The sequence below is a fragment of the Caulobacter sp. GW821-FHT09B08 genome (genome assembly GCF_059418225.1).
Genome location: NZ_JBWKPL010000001.1, coordinates 917422 through 937317, shown reverse-complemented (window position 1 = coordinate 937317; position 19896 = coordinate 917422). Strand labels below are relative to the sequence as shown.

General features: G+C 69.7%; 12 protein-coding genes. 10 read left to right on the top strand and 2 right to left on the bottom strand.

Translation table 11 applies throughout. From position 1 onward, the window contains the following. Positions 1–10 precede the first annotated feature (10 nt). Positions 11–1234 carry an ROK family transcriptional regulator gene (locus AC07OA_RS04430; RefSeq protein WP_494662546.1) on the bottom strand — a complete coding sequence of 408 codons (1224 nt, stop codon included), beginning with the start codon at positions 1232–1234 and terminating at the stop codon, positions 11–13. Positions 1235–1400: 166 nt separating this feature from the next. Here AC07OA_RS04430 and AC07OA_RS04425 point away from each other — a divergent pair, with 166 nt between their 5' ends. From AC07OA_RS04425 to ybaK, 9 genes are all read left to right on the top strand, one after another. Continuing rightward, positions 1401–2336 carry an ROK family protein gene (locus AC07OA_RS04425; RefSeq protein ID WP_494662545.1) on the top strand — a complete coding sequence of 312 codons (936 nt, stop codon included), beginning with the start codon at positions 1401–1403 and terminating at the stop codon, positions 2334–2336. Beyond that, on the top strand, positions 2323–3819 hold the full coding sequence (locus AC07OA_RS04420; RefSeq protein ID WP_494662544.1) for a carboxylesterase/lipase family protein: 1497 nt from the start codon (positions 2323–2325) through the stop codon (positions 3817–3819). Before AC07OA_RS04425 ends, AC07OA_RS04420 begins: the two co-directional genes overlap by 14 nt. Positions 3820–3867: 48 nt before the next feature. Continuing rightward, complete coding sequence (locus AC07OA_RS04415; RefSeq protein WP_494662543.1) at positions 3868–7281, top strand: glycosyl hydrolase 2 galactose-binding domain-containing protein; 3414 nt, start codon at positions 3868–3870, stop codon at positions 7279–7281. Then, positions 7281–8018, top strand: a complete 738-nt coding sequence (locus AC07OA_RS04410; RefSeq protein ID WP_494662542.1) for an SGNH/GDSL hydrolase family protein — start codon at positions 7281–7283, stop codon at positions 8016–8018. The genes AC07OA_RS04415 and AC07OA_RS04410 overlap by 1 nt, the downstream gene beginning before the upstream one ends. 117 nt (positions 8019–8135) lie before the next feature. Next, a complete protein-coding gene (locus AC07OA_RS04405; protein WP_494662541.1) occupies positions 8136–9323 on the top strand; it encodes a glycoside hydrolase family protein in 1188 nt (395 codons plus the stop codon). 254 nt (positions 9324–9577) lie between these two features. Continuing rightward, positions 9578–12529 (top strand): TonB-dependent receptor, encoded by a 2952-nt coding sequence (locus AC07OA_RS04400; RefSeq protein ID WP_494662540.1) that lies wholly within the window; start codon positions 9578–9580, stop codon positions 12527–12529. Positions 12530–12597: 68 nt separating this feature from the next. Beyond that, positions 12598–14121: a tryptophan halogenase family protein gene (locus AC07OA_RS04395; protein ID WP_494662539.1), complete on the top strand. Its 1524-nt coding sequence runs from the start codon at positions 12598–12600 to the stop codon at positions 14119–14121. A 378-nt stretch (positions 14122–14499) separates the two neighbouring features. Further along, the gene (locus AC07OA_RS04390) at positions 14500–16953 is read left to right on the top strand and encodes a glycoside hydrolase family 3 protein (protein ID WP_494662538.1); all 2454 of its coding nucleotides are present in this window, start codon (positions 14500–14502) and stop codon (positions 16951–16953) included. 77 nt (positions 16954–17030) lie between these two features. Continuing rightward, positions 17031–17504 carry a Cys-tRNA(Pro) deacylase gene (gene ybaK, locus AC07OA_RS04385; protein WP_494662537.1) on the top strand — a complete coding sequence of 158 codons (474 nt, stop codon included), beginning with the start codon at positions 17031–17033 and terminating at the stop codon, positions 17502–17504. Here ybaK and AC07OA_RS04380 read toward each other — a convergent pair. After that, positions 17501–18451 (bottom strand): bifunctional helix-turn-helix transcriptional regulator/GNAT family N-acetyltransferase, encoded by a 951-nt coding sequence (locus AC07OA_RS04380; protein WP_494662536.1) that lies wholly within the window; start codon positions 18449–18451, stop codon positions 17501–17503. The genes ybaK and AC07OA_RS04380 overlap by 4 nt on opposite strands. A gap of 349 nt (positions 18452–18800) precedes the next feature. Here AC07OA_RS04380 and AC07OA_RS04375 point away from each other — a divergent pair, with 349 nt between their 5' ends. After that, positions 18801–19817: a hypothetical protein gene (locus AC07OA_RS04375; protein WP_494662535.1), complete on the top strand. Its 1017-nt coding sequence runs from the start codon at positions 18801–18803 to the stop codon at positions 19815–19817. Positions 19818–19896 lie beyond the last annotated feature (79 nt).

Here is a 19896-nt window from a genome sequence, read left to right as displayed (position 1 = left end):
AGCCGGACGATCAGCCTTGGCCGGTCTTCATCAGGGCCGAGCGCGAGGGCAGAAGCTGGGCTTGGAAGGGCAGCAGGGCGGCCCCTACCGCCGGGCCGTCGGCCGAGGTGGCGGCGCGCTCCACCCTGGCCAGGGCGGGCACGGCCTCGACCTTGGCCAGCCGGGCGTTGACCGCCGCCACCAGCCGGTCGATCAGGTCGTCGGGCAGGCGGCCGCCCACATAGATGGCCTCGGGATTGACCACGCAGCTGATGGCCACGAACGGCTGGGCCAGGAGGTCGGCGCTCAGGGCGATCCAGGCCTCGACCAGGGTCTGGCCCTTGGGCGGCAGGTCGGTCAGCTGGTCGGGGCGGCTCACAGTGAAGCCGCCGGCCTCCAGGTGGGCGTACAGCGCCGACAGCGACACCACCTCCTGCAGCGAGCGGGCCGAGGTCAGGGGCGAGCTGACCGGCAGGAAGCCGATCTCGCCGCTGCGGCCCTGGGCGCCCCGGAAGTAGTCGCCCCCGACCACCAGGCCACCGCCCAGGCCCGACGAGACCAGCACGTAGAAGAAGCTGGGCTTGCGCAGGCCGTGGCCGAACTGCAGCTCGCCCAGGGCGGCCGCGGCCGCGTCGTTCTCCAGATAGACCGGCAGGGGCAGGACGTCGGCCAGCAGCTTGGCGACGTCGACCGAGCTCCAGACGTCGTACTCGGCGGGACGGTGGGGCAGGTCCACCCGGCCCAGGTCGTCGGGCAGGGCCACGCCGATGCCGGCCAGGCGCGGCGGGGCGTCCTTCCAGGCCGCCAGCATCTTGCGGATCTGGGTCTTGCAGAACTTGGCCACGTCGGCCGGCAGGGGGAACTCGATCTCCTGGCTGGCCCGGGCCCGCACCACGCCCATCAGGTCCAGCAGCACGACGGTGATGTGGTCGCGGTCGATATTGACCCCGATCGACAGGCAGCCGTCGGGATTGACCGTCAGGTTCATGGCCGGCTGGCCGCGCGCGCCCTGCACCCGGCCCGCCTCGAGGATCAGGCCGTCGTCCAGCAGGCGCTTGGTGATGTTGGCCACGGCCGGCGGGGTCAGGCCGCTGATCTGGGCCAGGGTCACGCGGGTGATCGGCGCGCCCACCCGGATGGCCTGCAGGATGACCCGCTGATTGTGGTCGCCGACCCGCTCCAGATTGGCGCCCGACAGGCTGGTTCCCGTGGCGCGCTTCCGGCTCGACTTCCGCGTGGCTTCCAAGGACGGCATCCGGTGATTTGACGAATGGCCTTACTAGCATTGCCTCGGCTGCGGGCGATAGCGGGGCGTTTGCCATGGATTATTTAAATTGCTTTCTTTATTCTGCGCGGCTGACTATTGAGCCCTGATCGGAAGCGCGTCGCAGCGCGGGCTCCGAAGGGCGGAGGAATTCGGCTTGATTCAGGTCGGCGTTGATTTTGGCGGCACGAAGATCGAGGCCGCCGCCCTGGCTCCCGACGGCCGGTTCCTGGCGCGGGTGCGCGCCCCCAATCCCGGATCCTACGACGCCGCCATCGCCACGGTCCGCGACCTGATCGGCCAGGTCGAGCAGCAGGCCGGCGGGCGCGGCTCGATCGGCGTGGGCGCGCCCGGCTCGGTGTCGCCGCGCACGGGTGTGATGCGCAACGCCAATTCCACCTGGCTGAACGGCCGCCGGTTCCGCGAGGACCTGGAGACGGGCCTTGCCCGTCCCGTGCGCCTGGCCAACGACGCCAACTGCCTGGCCCTGTCCGAGGCCGTCGACGGCGCGGCCGCCGGCCTGGCCGTGGTGTTCGCCGTGATCGTCGGCACCGGCTGCGGCGGCGGGCTGGTGGTGGACGGCAAGCTGGTCGAGGGCGCCAACGGCGTGGCCGGCGAGTGGGGCCACGTCCCGCTGCCCTGGCCCAAGCCCGAGGAATCGCCCGGTCCCGCCTGCTGGTGCGGCCGTCACGGCTGCCTGGAGACCTGGATCTCGGGCACCGGCCTGCGTCGCGACCATGCCGAGCGCACCGGCCAGGACCTGAGCGGCGAGGCGATCATCGACGCGGCCCGCGCGGGCGAGCCCGCCGCCGCCGCCAGCTTCGACCGCTATCTCGACCGCCTGGCCCGGGGCCTGGCCGTGATCTGCGACATCGCCGATCCGGACGCCTTCGTGTTCGGCGGCGGCCTGTCGAACGTGGCCGAGATCTACGAGCGCCTGCCCGCCTTCATCGAGCCGCACGTCTTCTCCGACGGCTGGCGGGCCCGCCTGGCCCCGGCCCGCTGGGGCGACTCCTCGGGCGTGCGGGGCGCGGCGCGGCTGTGGACTCTGGCCGAGGCCCAAGTCCAGGCCGGGGCCCATGACGCGGCCTGACATCGCCGCCGTCGCCCTGACCGCCCTGCTGGCGTTCGGCGCGGCGTCCTGTTCGGCCCTGGCCGCCCCCGACATCGCCGTCACCGGCGGCACGATCCATGGCGAGGCCCGGGGCGAGGGCGCGGTCTTTCGCGGGGTGCCCTTCGCCGCTCCGCCGGTGGGCGAGCGCCGCTGGAAGCCGCCTGGACTCGTCGCCGCCTGGAGCGGGACCCGCGAGGCTGTCGTCTCGGGCGCGCCCTGCCTGCAGCGGTCCTATGGCTGGAACGCCAAGGACGCCGCCGACAGCCGCGAGGACTGCCTCTATCTCGACCTCCGCACGCCGCGCCTGAAGGCCGACGCGAAGCTGCCGGTCATCGTCTGGATCCACGGCGGCGCCAATCGGGCTGGATCGGCGCGGGGCACGGTGGAGTCGGGGCTGGTCGAACAGGGCGTGGTGCTGGTCTCGATTCAGTACCGGCTGGGCGCGTTCGGCTTCCTGTCGCACCCGGGGCTGACCGCCGAGGGCATGGGCGCCTCGGGCAACTACGCCCTGATGGACCAGATCGCCGCCCTGCGCTGGGTGCGGGACAACATCGCCAGGTTCGGCGGCGATCCGGGCAATGTCACGATCGTCGGCCATTCGGCGGGCGGCCAGGATGTGGGTCTGCTGCTGCTGGCGCCGGATGCGCGCGGCCTGTTCCACAAGGCCGTCGAGCAGAGCGGCACGGCGGGCTTCGGCCTGCCGCCGCGCTCACTGGCCCAGAACGAAAAGCTGGGCCTGGACCTGGCCAAGGCGGCGGGAGCGAAAGACCTGGCCGGCCTGCGCGCCGTGTCCGGTCCCGCCATCCTGGACGCCTCGGAGGGCCTCAAGCCCCCCATCGCCGACGACGGCTTCGTCTGGCTGCAGGCGGTGGTGGACGGGGCGGTGATCCGAGAGGCCCCGGCCAAGACCCTGGCGGCCGGTCGCCAGGCCAAGGTCCCGCTGATCATCGGCAATAGCGCGAGCGAGCTGTCGCTGTACGGCGGCGCGGCCAACGCCCGGACCTGGATCGCGGCCGAGTACGGTCCCGGGGCAGGCCAGGCCCTGGCCTTCTACGGCATCAAGGCGGGCGAGCCGGTTTCGGACGCGGACGCCGACCAGATCGCCACCGACACCGGCTTCCGCTGCCCGGCCATCTGGGTGGCCGGCCGCCAGGCGGCCGCCGGCGCGCCGGTCTGGCGCTACGACCTGAACGTCGCCGCGCCGGGCTCGGGCGCCGTGCGCCATGGCTCGGAACTGCCGTTCGTGTTCGACACGCCGCCCGCCGGATCGGATGCGGCGACCTGGCCGCCTTTGCAGGCCTATTGGATCAACTTCGCCCGGACCGGCGATCCCAACGGCCCTGGCCTGGCGGCCTGGCCCGCCGTCGGGCGCATGGGCGCGGCCCTGGCCTTCACCCCGTCGGGACCGGTCCCGACCCGAGACGACCACGGGGCGCTCTGCCGGTTGCTGCCCCGTCCCTGACACTGACCAAGCGGCCCGCAGAGGCCGTTCCCGGAGGAGGAAGACAAGATGACCAAGTTCGCGCGTCGACTAGCGTTGCTGGCCTCCTGCGCCGCCCTGGCCACAGGCGGGGCCTTTGCCCAGACACCATCCGTCTACGGACCTTACAACGCCGACCTGCCGCGCGGCGGCGACGGCCTGTCCAAGCCGCTGGCCGGAGCGGCCCTGCCCGCCGACGGCCCGTGGTCGCTGCAAGGCTGGGTCAGACCCGCCGTGGCCGCGCCCGGCCGCACGGTGGTGGCCGGGGTCGGCGAGGCGCCGGCGGGCGGCCGCTTCCTGGTGCTGGACGGCGGTGTCCCGGCGGTGCTGGTCGGCGGGGGCGTGGTCAAGGCCAAGGGCGCTCTGAAGCCCGGCGCCTGGACCCATCTGGCGGCCGTGTCGGACGGCGCCCGCGTGGTGCTGTATGTCGACGGCGCCAAGGCCGGGGAGGGCGCGGCGCCGGCGATCGGACCGGCCCCGGTCGTGCAGCTGGGACCGCGCAAGGTGGACGGCACCGCGCCGTTCGGCGGCCAGGTCGCCGGTTTCACCGCCCAGGGCGGGGCGCTGAGCCCGGCCGAGCTGAAGGCCCTGGCGGCGGTCAGGCCCGATCCTGACCTGACCGTCTACGAGTCCGGCGCCCCGACCTGGCCGGTGCAGGTGCGCCAGATGTACGGCCAGGTCGCGCCGCAGGACGCCTGGACCCGGCCCAAGAGCCAGGCGCCGTTCTCCAAGCCCGTGGCCATCGCCCCCTATGCCGGACCTGCCCTTGTGGCCGACGGCGACGCCGCCTGGACCCTAAAGCGCTGGTCGCTGGCCGAGGCGCCCAAGGTCGGCGGCGACGGGACAGCGCTGTCGCGGCCCGGCTACGACGCCAAGGCCTGGTACGCCGCCACCGTGCCGGGCACGGTGCTGACCACCCTGGTCGACCGCGGCGTCTATCCCGACCCCGACTACGGCCTCAACAACACCGCCATCCCCGAGAGCCTGAACAAGCAGGATTACTGGTACCGGACCGAGTTCGACGCCCCGGCCGGCCAGGAGGGCCGTCACCAGGAACTGATCTTCAAGGGGATCAACTACGCCGCCGAGATCTGGCTGAACGGCGAGAAGCTGGGCACGCTGAAGGGCGCCTTCATCCGGGGCCGGTTCGACGTGACGGGCAAGCTGAAGCCCGGCGTCAACGCCCTCGCCGTCAAGGTCTCGCCGCCGCCGCATCCGGGCCTGGCCCACGAGGAGAGCCTGACCGCCGGGGTCGGCGAAAACGGCGGCATGCAGGCCCTGGACGGCCCGACCTTCATCGCCAGCGAAGGCTGGGACTGGATCCCCAGCGTCCGCGACCGCAATACGGGCCTGTGGCAGGACGTGGTGTTGCGCTCGACCGGCGATGTGCGGATCGGCGACACCCATGTGGTGACGACCTTGCCCAAAGCCGACAACAGCGTCGCCGAGGTCGAGATCGCCGTGCCCGTCCAGAACCTGACGGGCGCGCCGGTGCGGGCCAAGGTCCGCGCGGCCTTCAACGACGTGGCCGTCGAGAAGGAGGTCGAGCTGGCGCCGGGTCAGGGCGAGGTGGTGTTCAAGCCCGCCGACTTCCCGCAGCTGTCGATCCGCGATCCCAAGCTCTGGTGGCCCAACGGCTATGGCGCCCAGACGCTCTACGGCCTGCGGGTGCTGGCCAGCGTCGACGGCAAGGTCAGCGACCAGAAGGACAGCCGCATCGGCCTGCGCCAGATGACCTACGAGCTGTCGCTGATGGATTCCAAGGGCGAGCTGCGCCGGGTCGAGGTCGACTATTCCAAGGCCCGCCAGCTGGGCCAGGACATCACCGACGGCAGCCACGAGGGCATCCGCAAGGTGACGGACGGCTGGGCCACTTCGCTGACCAAGGTCGGCGAGACCTCGCCGGCGGTGAAGGACATCCCCGACACCGGCCTGACGCCGTATCTGGTCATCAAGGTCAACGGGGTGAAGATCGCCGCGCGCGGCGGCAACTGGGGCACGGACGACTGGCGAAAGCGTGTCTCGCGCGAGCGGCTGGAGCCCTATTTCCGCCTGCACCACGACGCCCATCTCAACGTCATCCGCAACTGGGTGGGGCAGAACACCGAGGACGTCTTCTACGACCTGGCCGACGAGTACGGCCTGCTGGTGCTGAACGACTTCTGGGCCTCGACCCAGGACTATCAGTTGGAGCCGCAGGACGTTCCGCTGTTCCTGGCCAACGCCGCCGACGTGATCGGCCGCTACCGCAACCACCCCTCCATCGCCCTGTGGTTCGGCCGCAACGAGGGGGTGCCGCAGCCGATCCTCAACGAGGGGCTGGAAAAGCTGGTCCACGATCTGGACGGCACGCGCTGGTACACCGGCAGCTCCAACCGGGTGAACCTGCAGAACAGCGGGCCCTACAATTATCGGGAGCCGGAGACCTATTTCACCGACCACGCCAAGGGCTTCTCGGTCGAGGTCGGCACGCCGTCGTTCCCCACCCTGGAGGCCTTCCAGGCCGCCGTGCCCGTGCCCGACCGCTGGCCGATCAGCGACGTCTGGGCCTATCACGACTGGCACCCGACGGGTAACGGCGCGACCAAGACCTTCATCGACGCCATGACCGCCAAGCTGGGCGCGCCCACGAGTCTGGAGGACTTCGAGCGCAAGGCCCAGCTGATGAACTACGAGACCCACCGGGCGATCTTCGAGGGCATGAACCAGGAGCTCTGGACCAAGTCTTCGGGGCGCCTGCTGTGGATGACCCAGCCGGCCTGGCCCAGCACGATGTGGCAGATCCTCAGCCATGACTACGACACCCATGCGTCGTTCTACGGAACCCAGAAGGGCTCGGAGATCGTCCACGTGCAGATGAGCCTGGCCGATCACCGGCTGGCGGTGGTCAACAATGGTCTCAAGCCGATCGTGGGGGCGACCCTGCGGGCCCGGGTGGTCGGGCTGGACGGCAAGCCGCTGGCCGAGCGGTCTTCCAAGATCGGCGTCGGGGCCAACGCCAAGGCCCTGGGCGAGGTGCTGGACCTCTCCGGCCCGCTGGCCCAGGGCGCGGTGGTGGTGCGGCTGGACCTGACCGCCGCCGACGGGACGCCGCTGTCGAGCAACCTCTACTGGGTGGCGCGCGACGCCGAGGGCGAGCGCAAGCTGTCGGCCATGGCGGCCCAGCCGGTGACGGTGTCGGCGACGTCGTCCAAGTCCGGCGCGGAGACGGTGGTCGCCGTGTCCCTGGCCAACACCGGCTCGGCCCCGGCCCTGAACGGCAAGCTGACCCTGGTCGACGCCAAGGGCGCGCGCATCCTGCCGGCCTACTATGCCGACAACTATGTCTCGCTGCTGCCGGGCGAGAGCCGGACCGTGGAGGTCCGCTATCCGGGCGCGGTCGTGGGCGCGAAAGTGGAACTGAGAGGGTGGAACGTGACGCCCGCCGTAACGGAGGTGCGTTGATGCTGGACCGTCGATCCCTGCTGACGGCGGGCTTGGCCGCCGCCCCGGGCCTGGCGCTGGCCCAGACCGCAGCCCCGCCCGCCCCGAGCCCGGAGGAGCTGCGGCTGCGCACCGACTGGCCGTTCCTCCAGCGCTACGCGGCCGAGAACGCTGTCGACCGCGACTTGCCCGCCGAGCGGCGGCGGGTGGTGTTCATTGGCGATTCGATCACCCAGGGCTGGCGCGACTCGCGGCCGGACTTCTTCGCGAGCCACGGCTTCCTGGGGCGCGGGATCGGCGGCCAGGTGACGGCCCAGATGCTGGTGCGGTTCTGGCCCGACGTGGTGGCGCTGAAGCCGGCGGCGGTGCACGTCCTGGCCGGGATCAACGACATCGCCCAGAACGCCGGCCCCTACGACCCGGCCGCCACCCAGGCCAATCTGATGGCCATGACCACCCTGGCCCAGGCCAGCGGGATCGCCGTGATCCTGGGCACGGTCACCCCGGCGGCGGAGTTCCCCTGGCGGCCGGGCCTGGGGCCCATCGCCAAGGTGGCGGCCCTGAACGCCTGGCTGCGGACCTGGGCCGCCGAGCGTGGCGCCGTGCTGGCCGACTACACCGCCGTGCTCGACGACGGAGCGGGCGGCATGAGGCCCGGCCTGGCCTATGACGGCGTCCACCCGACCGGCGACGGCTATTTCGCCATGGAGCCGGTGACCCTGGCGGCGGTGGAGCGGGCCCTGGCCTCGAAGGGATAGACCGGGCCGTCGGCCTCCCGAGAGGAGGTGTCGCCAGGATCGGCTTTGACAAAACAGCGCGCGGCAGAAATCATCCAATTAATAGGATAATTATCCATATATTGGGAGGTTGGCGCCGTGTCGTTGCGTTCGAGAAGGCTCGCCCCGGCGGTCGTCCTGGCCTGCCTTCTGATCCAGTCGATGACCGCCTTCGCGGCGACGCAAGGCGCGGCGTCTTCCAGCGCCGTCGTCGAAGCCGTCCCGACGCTCGGCCCCAGGGCGTTCATCGACTATTTCAGGCCCATGCCGGCGGCCGCGCTGTCCACGACCGCCTGGGGCGCCCGGGAGGTCGGGGCGCGCGATCAGGACAACGGTCTCGAAGACCGGGGTATGAGCCGCTGGAACTATTGGGACGGCCAGATCCTCAAGGGCCGCGACGGCAAATACCGCATGTTCGCCAGCCGCTGGGACCAGGCGCTGGGCCACAAGGCCTGGGGCGACTCCCTGGCCGTCACCGCGGTCAGCGACACGCTGTTCGGGCCCTATCGCGACAGGGGCCTGGCCTGGCCCGACAATCAGGGCGGCCGGGGCCACAACGTCACCGCGCTGAGACTGCACGACGGCCGCTACGCCGTCGTGATCAGCGAGACGCGTGACGGCGACGTCTTCGTGTCGGACTCGATCGACGGGCCGTGGCGGCAACTGGGCTCCATCGGCCTCGACCAGAGCCGCTTCCAACTGGTCAAGACGCCGGGCGACGTCGCGGTGCGGAACGAGCCGGCGGCCAAGCCCGCGCGCGCGGCCAATTTCAGCGTCATGCTACGGCCCGACGGCGCCTATCAGATCGTTCCCCGCTCGGGACAGATCCTGATCAGCACGCAGGGCGTTCTTGGCCCCTACGTCGTGATGGGCGATAGCGTCTATCGGGGGCTGGACGGCATGCCTCAGCGCGACCTGCGCGCCTTCGAGGACCCCGTCGCGTGGTTCAGCGGCGGCTGGTACCACATCGTCGTCAATCACTGGCGCGAACGCCGCGCCTATCACCTGATCTCGCGCGACGGGATCGCGGGGTGGAAGGTTCAAGGCCTGGCCTATGAGCCCGGCGCGGACTTCGTCCGCTACGCCGATGGCGCTCGCAATCATTGGAACAAGCTGGAGCGTCCGGGCGTGGTGATCGAGAACGGCCATGTGGTGGCGATGACCTTCGCGGTGGTCGATACGCCCAAGGACGATCAGACCGGCGACAACGGACACGGCAGCAAGGTCATCGTCGTGCCCTTCGACGGCGCGGCGATGGACCGGGATTTGGCCAAGCTCCAGCCCTAGAGCAATGCGCGGGCGTGGCCTCCGCAACCCCTCAAACGTTGCCGAACGATCCCGATAACGCAATTCGGTTTCAGAAAGTTTCTGTCCTGCATTGACAGCGCTGTCGGCTGCTCATAGGTTGAAGCTACCGGCATGCCTAAAAAGGCCGGAGCTCCACGGGAGGATGCGCTGGCATCCCTCAACTTCTGCGTCTTGGCTCGTTCGGCTCCGCTGATCGAGAACGAGAGCTGCTGCCGAAAACCAGGGGAAATACAATGACGACAAAGACTTATCGATCGCGCGCGGTCCTGCTGTCGGCCGCCTCGGCCGTGGCGATGCTGGGCGCCGGCCAGGCCATGGCCCAGACCGCCGCGCCGCCCGCCCAGGACACATCCACGGTTGAGGAGGTCGTGGTCACGAGCTTCCGCGCCTCGCTCGCGAACGCGCTGAATCTGAAGAAGAACTCGGATCAGATCATCGAGTCGATCACCGCCGAGGACATGGGCAAGTTCCCCGACCAGAACATCGCCGAGTCTCTGCAGCGCCTGCCCGGCGTGCAGATCGACCGCGAGAACGGTCAGGGCACCAAGGTCCGCATCCGGGGTCTCGACCAGAACGTCACCCTGCTGAACAACGACACCTTCCTGTCGGGCCTGGAAGCCTTCCGCCTCGGCGAAGGCAACGCCAAGCAGACCAATTCGCTGGAAGGCATTCCGTCCGACCTGCTGGCCGGCGTCGACGTGATCAAGTCGCCCCAGGCCGACCAGATCGAGGGCGGCCTGGGCGGCACGGTCAATCTGAAGACCCGCAACGCGCTGGACATGCGCAGCGACACCACCCTGTCGGCCGACGTGCGCGGCAACGAGGGCTCGACCAACGGCAAGATCCAGCCGAACGTCTCGATCGTGGTGGGCCACAAGTTCAGCGACAGCTTCGGCCTGCTGGGCAGCGTGTCCTACGACAAGAACTACATCGACACCGAGGTGCTGAGCGGCGAGAACCGCGGCGGCTGGGCGTATCTGAACCGCCCCACCGCCACCGGCAACAACCAGGTCCAGACGGGCACGGCCAACATCTGGTCGCCGGAATACCGCTACAGCAACAACCGTCACCAGGAACGCGAGCGCACCGCCTTCTCGCTGAACGCCGACTGGAAGCCGTCCGACTCGCTGTCGGTGAGCGCCGACTGGTTCCACTCGGACCTGAAGATCTTCACCGGCGAGCACTCGCTGAAGTGGGCCTACGCCAACGAAAACGCGATGTACAATTCGCAGGGGCTGACGTTCGACAACAACGGCGTCCTGCAGTCGGGCCTGGTCACGGCCAACTCGTCCGAAGGCGACACCTTCGCCAAGAACGCCAAGGCCAAGACCGACAATCTGCAGTTCTCGGCCGACTGGAACAACGGCGGCCGGCTGAGCGGCAAGGTCCGCGCCGCCTGGTCCAAGACCGACTACAAGTCCACCTCGGGTCAGGTCGACACCCGCTACACCCAGTACACCGTGCGTGACGGCGTGGCCGGCTTCGCGCCCAACTCCACCGCCCCGGCGACGGCCACCTACGGCTTCACCAACGGCGCCTATCCGATCTTCACGCCGAACGCCGCCCTGGCCACGGCCATGACCACGCCCAGCTCGGTGTTCTTCAAGTCGCACTGGGCGTTCGGCGACAAGTCCAAGCTGGACGACAAGGCCCTGACCGCCGACTTCAAGTTCCGCCCCGAATTCGGCGAGGGCGGCGGCCTGGTGCTCAGCTTCGGCGGCCGCTATTCCGAGAACAAGGTGACCTCCGACTACGGACGTTACCTGAATGACCTGTCGGCCAAGGGTGAGCTGCCGGCCAGCGCCCAGGGCACCACCGACCACGGCGTGTTCGTGGATTGGACCCCGCTGGGCTACTTCCAGGACGGTTCGATCGGCCTGAAGAAGTGCGACATCGCCTTCTACGGCTGCTCGCGCTTCGGCAATTCGGTGGCGGTGAACACGCCCTACCAGACCGTGGCCACCAATCCGGGCCGCGCGGTCACCGATAACGTTCACGGCGTGACAGCGCTGTTCCAGGACTACGGCCAGATGAAGGACCCGGTGGGCTGGATCCAGGCCCTGTATCCCTCGACCAAGTTCGCCTTCTACCGCGACCCGATCGAGTCCTTCAAAATCAAGGACGAGACGACCTCGGGTTACCTGATGGCCGACATGGGTGACGACGGCTTCCACGTGAACGCCGGCGTCCGGGTGGTGCACACCAAGCTGGTCATCGACTCGTCCAACACCCCGGTCACGCCGCTGTGGTGGGGCACCGACAGCTGGAACGGCATCCTGAAGAACCCCGACTCGGTCCGCACCGTGCGGGAGTACACCGACGTCCTGCCCAGCGTGAACGCGGTGTTCAACGTCACCGAGAAGGACAAGGTCCGGGCCACCGCGGCCCGCGTCGTGGCCGCCCAGAACCTGTTCGACCTGGGCCAGGGCGCTTCATACAACTTCACGCGCTCGTCCACCCCGGGGCCGAACTTCGACAAGTTCCTCTACACCAACGGCAGCGGCGGCAACCCCAACCTCGATCCGTTCCGCGCCTCGCAGTTCGACCTGGCCTGGGAACACTATTTCGGCAGCCAGGGCCTGATCTCGGCGGGCGTCTTCTACAAGACGATCGACTCGTTCATCGTCCCCGAGACCTTCTCGGTCTCGGTGAAGGACCAGTCGGTGGCCGGCGCCACGACCGGCACCTTCAACTCGGTGGCCAACGGCGAGGGCGGCACGATCAAGGGGCTGGAGTTCCAGGCGCAGTACGCGTTCGAGAACGGCTTCGGCTTCACGGGCAACTACACCTACTCCGACTCCAGCTCGCCCGAGTTCACCGACTTCTCCGACAACCTGCCCATCCCGGGCGTGTCCAAGCACGCCTTCAACGTCCAGGGCTATTTCGAGAGGGGGCCGTTCTCGACCCGCCTGTCGTACGCCTGGCGTGACAAGGCCTATCTGGGCCGGTTCAGCTTCGGCGCCGATCCCGACACGCACAAGCTGGGCATCTACAACGAGGCCTACGGCCAGCTGGACGGCCAGGTCGCCTACGCGATCACGCCGGACCTGAAGGTCACCCTGGAAGGCTCCAACCTGACCAAGGAAGACAACAAGGCCTACCTGCAGTTTCCGGACCTGCCGTTCCGCTTCGTCTCCGGCGACCGCCGCGTCACGTTCGGTGTCCGCTACCGCTTCGGCGGCTAGCACTTGAGCACGGCCTCCGCCGGGGACAGGATCGTCCCCGGCGGAACGCCATGAACCAGGAGGACGGCATGCCGGACGATCGCTGGATCCAGGACATCGTCATCGTGGGCGGCGGCAGCGCCGGCTGGATGACCGCCGCGGCCCTCGCCCGGGGGCTGGACCGCCGCTACCGCATCCAGGTGGTCGAATCCCAGGACATCGGCGTGGTCGGGGTGGGCGAGGCGACGATCCCGCCGATCAAGCTGTTCAACGCCATGCTGGGCCTGGACGAGGCCGAGTTCATGCGCGAGACCCGCGCCACCTACAAGCTGGGCATCCGGTTCGACGACTGGGGCGCCCGGGGCCATTCCTATTTCCACCCCTTCGGCGCCTACGGCCACAGCGCCGAGGTCGGCCACTTCTTCCAGTACTGGCTGAAGCTGAACGCCGAGGGCGCGGGCCTGGATCTGGACGACTATTCGCTGTGCGCGAAGGCGGCCCAGGCCGGCCGGTTCGACCGCCAGAGCGACGATCCGCGCGATCCGATGTCGACCTTCGGCTCGGCCTATCACTTCGACACCATCCTCTACGGCCAGTACCTGCGCCGCTTCGCCCAGACCCTGGGCGTGGTCCGCACCGAGGGCGAGGTGGTCCAGGTCGACCAGGACGGCGAGACCGGCTTCGTCACCGCCGTGCGGCTGAAGTCGGGCCAAGTGGTCGCCGGCGACCTTTTCATCGACTGCACCGGTTTCCGGGGCCTGCTGATCGAGCAGACCCTGGGCGCGGGCTACGACGACTGGTCCCACCAACTGCCGATGGACCGCGCGGCGGCCGTGCCCTGCCATCTGAAGGGCCCCCTGTCGCCCTACACCACCTCCACCGCCCTGAAGGCCGGCTGGCAGTGGCGCATCCCGCTGCAGCACCGGGTGGGCAACGGCTATGTCTATTCCAGCCGCTTTATCTCCGACGACGAGGCCGTGGCGACGATCAAGGGCAATCTGGAGAGCCCGGCCCTGGCCGAGCCGCGTCTTCTGCGGTTCGTCACCGGGCGCCGCCGCAAGACCTGGGACAAGAACGTCGTGGCCATCGGCCTTTCCAGCGGGTTCCTGGAGCCCCTGGAGTCGACCAGCATCCACATGATCCAGGCGGCCATCAACAAGCTGCTGCAGCACTTCCCCGACCGCGGCTTCTCGCCGGCCAACCGCGAGACCTTCAACCGGCGCCTGCGCACCGACGTGGAGACGATCCGCGACTTCCTGATCCTGCACTACAAGGCCACCGTCCGCGACGACGCCGAGCTGTGGCGCTATGTGCGCGACATGCCCATTCCCGACAGCCTGGCCGAGCGCATGGCCCTGTTCGAGGAGCGCGGCCAGCTGGTCATCCATCCCGACGAGATGTTCACCCCCACCTCGTGGCTGGCCGTGCTGCTGGGCCAGGGGATCAGGCCGCGCGGCTACAGCCCCCTGGTCGCCGAGCACGACAGCCGGGCCGTCGGCGAGGGCTTCGCTGGCATGAAGGCCATGATCGCCCGCCGGGTCGAGGCCATGCCCGGCCACGCCGACTACCTCAAGCGCCACGGCATGTGGGCGCGGGAGGTCGAGCCCGCCTGAGGCGTCCGCGCCTCGCGAGCCCTCTCCGACGTCTTGGAAGAACAGCAAAGGTACCGCTATCAAATAGTCTAGACAGCGCTGTCAATTCATGTTGCAGTCCAGATCGAACAAGGGGCGACAGTCCCCGTATCAGGAAGGAAACCCTTCGGCCCGCGCGCCCGACGGCGCCGCGTCGGCCGCTCGACCCGACCCGCTCGTCATCCGTCCCGCCCCAGCGCCGATCCGTCGGCGGGGACGACGCGGCGCCGCCCGACCCCTCCGGCGACGTCGCGACTGGCCGCCCTTCCCAGGGGCTCTCCAAACTCCGGCGCGGCGACGTTCTCCCCGCCGCGCCGGTCTTTTGCCCGCAAGCCCGCTTCCTGTTCCCGAAGGTGTTGAATGACCGTCCGCTCCCGCCTTCTGACGTCGCTTCTGGTCAGCTCGACCATCCTGGCCGGACCGGCCCTGGCCCAACCCTCGGCCGTCGCCCATCCCGACCAGTGGCCGGCCGCCGCCAGCCCGGCGGCGATCACCGACGCCAGGACCGAGGCCTTCATCGGTGAGCTGATGAAGACGATGAGCGTCGAGGAAAAGGTCGGCCAGACCATCCAGGGCGACATCGCCTCCATGACCCCGGCGGACCTGGAAAAGTACCCGTTGGGCTCGATCCTGGCCGGCGGCAACTCCGCGCCCGGCGGCGACGACCGCGCTCCGCCCAAGGCCTGGACCGACCTGATCGACGCCTTCCGCAAGGAGGCCCTGGTCCCACGCCCCGGCCATACGCCGATCCCGATCCTGTTCGGCATCGACGCCGTCCACGGCCACAACAACATCGTCGGGGCCACGATCTTCCCGCACAACATCGGCCTGGGCGCCATGCGCGACCCGGACTTGATCCGCCGCATCGGCGCGGCGACGGCCGAGGAGGTGGCGGTGGTCGGCGGCGACTGGACCTTCGGCCCCACCGTGGCCGTGCCGCGCGACGACCGCTGGGGTCGCAGCTACGAGGGCTATGCCGAGGACCCGGAGGTGGTGAAGTCCTATTCCGGCCCCATGACCCTGGGTCTGCAAGGCGAACTTAAGCCCGGCAAGACCCTGGGCGAGGGCCACATCGCCGGCTCGGCCAAGCACTTCCTGGCGGACGGCGGCACCGAGGGGGGCAAGGACCAGGGCGACGCGGTGATCCCCGAGAGCGAGCTGGTCGCCGTCCATGCCCAGGGCTATCCGCCCAGCATCGACGCCGGCATCCTGACGGTGATGGCCTCGTTCTCCAGCTGGAACGGCCAGAAGATCACCGGCAACAAGACCCTGCTGACCGACGTCCTGAAGGGCCGCATGGGCTTCCAGGGCTTCGTCGTCAGCGACTGGAACGCCCACGGACAATTGCCTGGCTGCACCAACACCAGCTGCCCCCAGGCGATGAACGCGGGGCTGGACATGTACATGGCCCCCGACAGCTGGAAGGGGCTCTACGACAACACCCTGGCCCAGGTGAAGTCGGGCCAGATCCCGATGGCGCGGCTGGACGACGCGGTGCGCCGCATCCTGCGGGTCAAGGTCAAGGCGGGCCTCTTCGAGCGCACGGCGCCGACGGTGCAGGGCCGGTTCGACCGCCTGGGCGCGCCCGACCATCGCGCCATCGCCCGCGAGGCGGTGGCCAAGTCGCTGGTGCTGCTGAAGAACGACGGCGTCCTGCCGGTCAAGCCGGGCGCCAAGGTGCTGGTGGCCGGCGCCGCCGACGACATCGGCAAGGCCTCGGGCGGCTGGACCCTGACCTGGCAGGGCACGGGCAACAAGAACAGCGACTTCCCGCACGGCCAGTCGATCTGGGGCGGGATCGAGCAAGCGGTGAAGGCGGCCGGCGGTCAGGCCGAACTGGCGGCTGACGGCAAGTTCAAGACCAAGCCGGACGTGGCCGTCGTGGTGTTCGGCGAAGACCCCTATGCCGAGTTCCAGGGCGACGTCGCCCACCTCGGCTACCAGCTGAGCGACAAGGCGGATCTGGCCCTGATCAAGACGCTGAAGGCGCAGGGGATCCCGGTGGTGTCGGTGTTCCTGTCGGGGCGGCCGCTGTGGACCAACCCCGAGATCAACGCCTCGGACGCCTTCGTCGCCGCCTGGCTGCCGGGCAGCGAGGGCGGCGGGGTGGCCGACGTGCTGGTCGCGGACAAGGGCGGCAAGCCCAAGCGTGACTTCCAGGGCAAGCTTGGCTTCTCCTGGCCCAAGCGCGCCGACCAGGGTCCGCTCAATCGCGGGCAGGCGGGTTACGATCCGCAGTTCGCCTATGGCTATGGCCTGTCCTACGCCAAGCCCGGCCGGGTCGGGACGTTGCCGGAAGATCCCGGCCAGGTGGCCGCCGCCGGCAGCGTCGACCGCTACTTCGTGGCCGGCCGCCTGCCCGCGCCGTGGCGGATGGACTTCGTCGGCGCCGGAAGCGTCAAGGCGATCGACGCCGGGGCCCAGGAAAACGCTCGCCAGGCCGACTGGACGGGGCAGGGCATGCTGGCCATTCACGGCCCGCCGATCGACCTGTCGCGCCAGACCACGGGCGACATGGCGGTGATGTTCCGTTACCGGATCGACGCGGCGCCCACCGCTCCGGTGTCGATGAGCATCGGCTGCGCCGACGACGCCTCCTGCGCCGGCACGCTGGACGCTTCCAGCCTGTTCAAGGGCGGGGCGCCGGGCGAATGGCGAAGCGTGAAAGTCAAGCTGTCGTGCTTCAAGGCCGTCGGCGCGAAGATGGACCATGTCACCGCGCCGTTCGTGGTCAGCACGAAGGGACCGTTCGCGCTGTCGCTGACCGAGGTGCGGCTGGCCTCCAACGAGGGCGACGCGATCTGCCCGAAATAGAGCTGGCCCAAACAACGGGAGCCCGCGCCAAGTTCGCGCTCTGGCTCGGCGCGGGGGGACTCGGCTAGGGTGGCGTCATGTCCCGCACCACCCCCGCAACCCTCGCCCTGACCAAGGCCGGCGTCGAGTTCACGGTCCACGCCTACGACTACGACCCCGACGCCGACAGCATCGGCCTGGCCGCCGCCGCCGCCCTGGGCGAGGACCCCTGCCGGGTGCTCAAGACCCTGATGGCCCTGGTCGACGGCAAGCCGGTGCTGGTCGTCGTGCCGTCCGACCGCGAGGTGGCGATGAAGAAGCTGGCCGCCGCCGCCGGCGGCAAGTCGGCCCAGATGATGAAGCCCGCCGACGCCGAGCGGATCAGCGGCTACAAGGTCGGCGGCATCAGCCCCTTCGGCCAGAAGAAGCCGCTGCCCGTGGTGATCGAGGAAGACGCCCTGCTGGAGGATCGCGTCTACATCAACGGCGGCCAGCGCGGTCTGCAGGTGCGGCTCGATCCGAACGCGGCGCGGGACGTGCTGAAGGCCACCGTGGCCGGCGTCTCGTCCTAGCCCCGAAAGCTCATCGCCACGTCGCAACGTTCGTAGCGGGCGCCGAACAGCCGCATGATCTCCGGGTCATGCTGGAAGCCCAGCTTCTCGTAGAGATGGATGGCCGCCGCGCATTTGGTGTTGGTCAAGAGGTACAGCCGGTCGGCCACGCCCATGGCGCGGGCCCGCTCCAGGGCCGCGGCCAGCAGGAACTCGCCGACCTTGCGGCCGCGCGCCGAGGTCGACACGCCCATCTTGGTCAGCTCGAACCAGCCGTCCTTCATCTTCATGATCGCGCAGGTGCCCACCACGCCCAGGTCTGGCGTCTCCGCGAACAGGATCGCCCCGCCCTTGTCGACGATCAGCTCGCGCGGGTTGGACAGCAAGGTGATGTCGTTCTCCTCGAGCGCGAACATGTCCTGGATCCATTCGGCGTTGATCCGGTAGAACGGCTCGGCCAGGTCGTCGGAGAAGTCGCGCACGGTCATGGCGGGCGACAGGATGCGGTCCAGCAGCGGGCGGCGGTCGAGCTCCGCTTCGATCAGGGCGATCTCCTTCATCAGTTCGGCGTGTCGCCCGCCGCACAGCGAGATGGCGGCGGCCTCGACCCGGGGCCACAGGTCGCGCTCCAGCCGATCCATCAGCGCCTCGCCGGCCGGGCTCAGCGCCAGCAACTTGTGACGCTGGTCGCGCCCCTCGCGGCTGGCGTCGATCAGCCCCTGCTCGACCAGAGCCTGGATGGCCCGCGTGGCGGTGGGCTGGCTGAGCCGCAGATGCTGGGCCACCCCGCCGACGGTCTGCGGACCGTGCCGCCGCAACACCGCCAGGAACTGCTGCTGCGCCGGCTGGAGTGGCAGTCCCATGGCCTGCAGCGACGCCGCCGCGTCGGTCTGCAACCGATCGGCCAGGCGCTTCATCCGGCTGCCAAGGAAGGTCACGCCCAGGTCGGAGAGGGTGTCGGGGGTCATGATCGACGTCCAATCATATAGCTATACATATACATGACTATGTGATTTCATCTGGCAAGTGGAATTCGAGGCGGCGCCATCCGCTTCGCGTTCGCCGAACAGTGGCGCCCGAGCCACAATCGCCACGCGACCTGACGGACGCCGACGCCTACGCCTTGTCCCGGTCCGGGGATCGTGAGATCAGCGCGCCCCGTCCCTAGCTCTTGGAGCCGTCGCCGCATGATCCTGAACGCCCCGCCATTCAAGCCACCGATCCCGGTGCGATGGCGCGCGTTCGGCGAGCCGCGCCCGCTTCGTCCCCTGACCCACCGCTAGCGACGGCCGCCCCGGCCGCCGCCGGGAGCTATCGATGTCCACCCTCGTCCTGGCCAGGCCGACGCACGTCGCCTCGCCCCTGCTGCGCCTGATCGCGCCGCCCTATGCCGACGTGCTGGCCGCTCTGTGGCCCGCGCCGCACACCCCCTTCGTCACCGCGCCGACCGCGCGGCGGCATCTGATCTGCCTGATGCTGGCCATGGGCGTGCAAGCCCGCGCGCCGGTCGATCTGTCGCAGCTGCTGGAGGCGCCGCTGCGCAAGGCCGCGCGACTGGTCGTGGATCCGGCTCCGGACGGCCTGGCCCGGGCGCTGGAACGGCTGGGCGAGATCGCCTGGCAGCCCGAGGACTACCGCGCCCTGCTGAGCCTGCTGGCTGATCCCAAGCCGGCCAAGACCCTGCGCCACGCCGAGGCGATCCAGCCCGAGCAGGTGCGGATTCTGGCCGCCCTGCCCAAGCCGTTGCGCGACGCGGGCGGCGCGGCCACGCGCGTCACCGCCGGTCAGGCCAAGCTCCTGGCCGAGGCCCATGCCCTGCTCAGCCGCCGCCTGTCGCCGGAGGTGCTGGCCCAGCGGATCGCGGTCTGGACCCGCGCCCCCACGGCTAAGGCTCTGTTCAACCTGGTGGCCGACGACTTCCGCCGCGACCTGCCCAAGGCGCCGCATCCGGGTACGGAGCGCCTGAGGCCGCTGGAGACGGCGGCGGCCATCCGCGACGCCGCGCGCCGCTACCGCAACTGCCTGGCCAGCTATGTGGACGACGCCATCGACCATCGTTGCGCGGTCTACGAATGGCTGCCGACGCCGGGGGCGGTGATCGAGGTGACTCCCGACACCTACTTCGGCTGGCGGCTGGACCAGGCGCGACTGGAGAACAACAAGTCGGTCGACGACGCCACCCGGGCGGCGATCGTCGAGGAGCTGCGCGGCATGGGCATCCATGTCGGCCGCAGCGCCTGGCAGATCCGCCGGGCCCTCGCACGCGCCGGTTCGCCGACCTTCGACCTGGAGCCGCTGGACGCCGCGATCGCCGAATATTTCACGGACGACTGATCGTTCCGCAGGCGCCCAACCCCTTGTGGGGCCTCGGAAACGCCTTGGTTGGGTGCAATCGTCGGATGCGGCGCGGCGC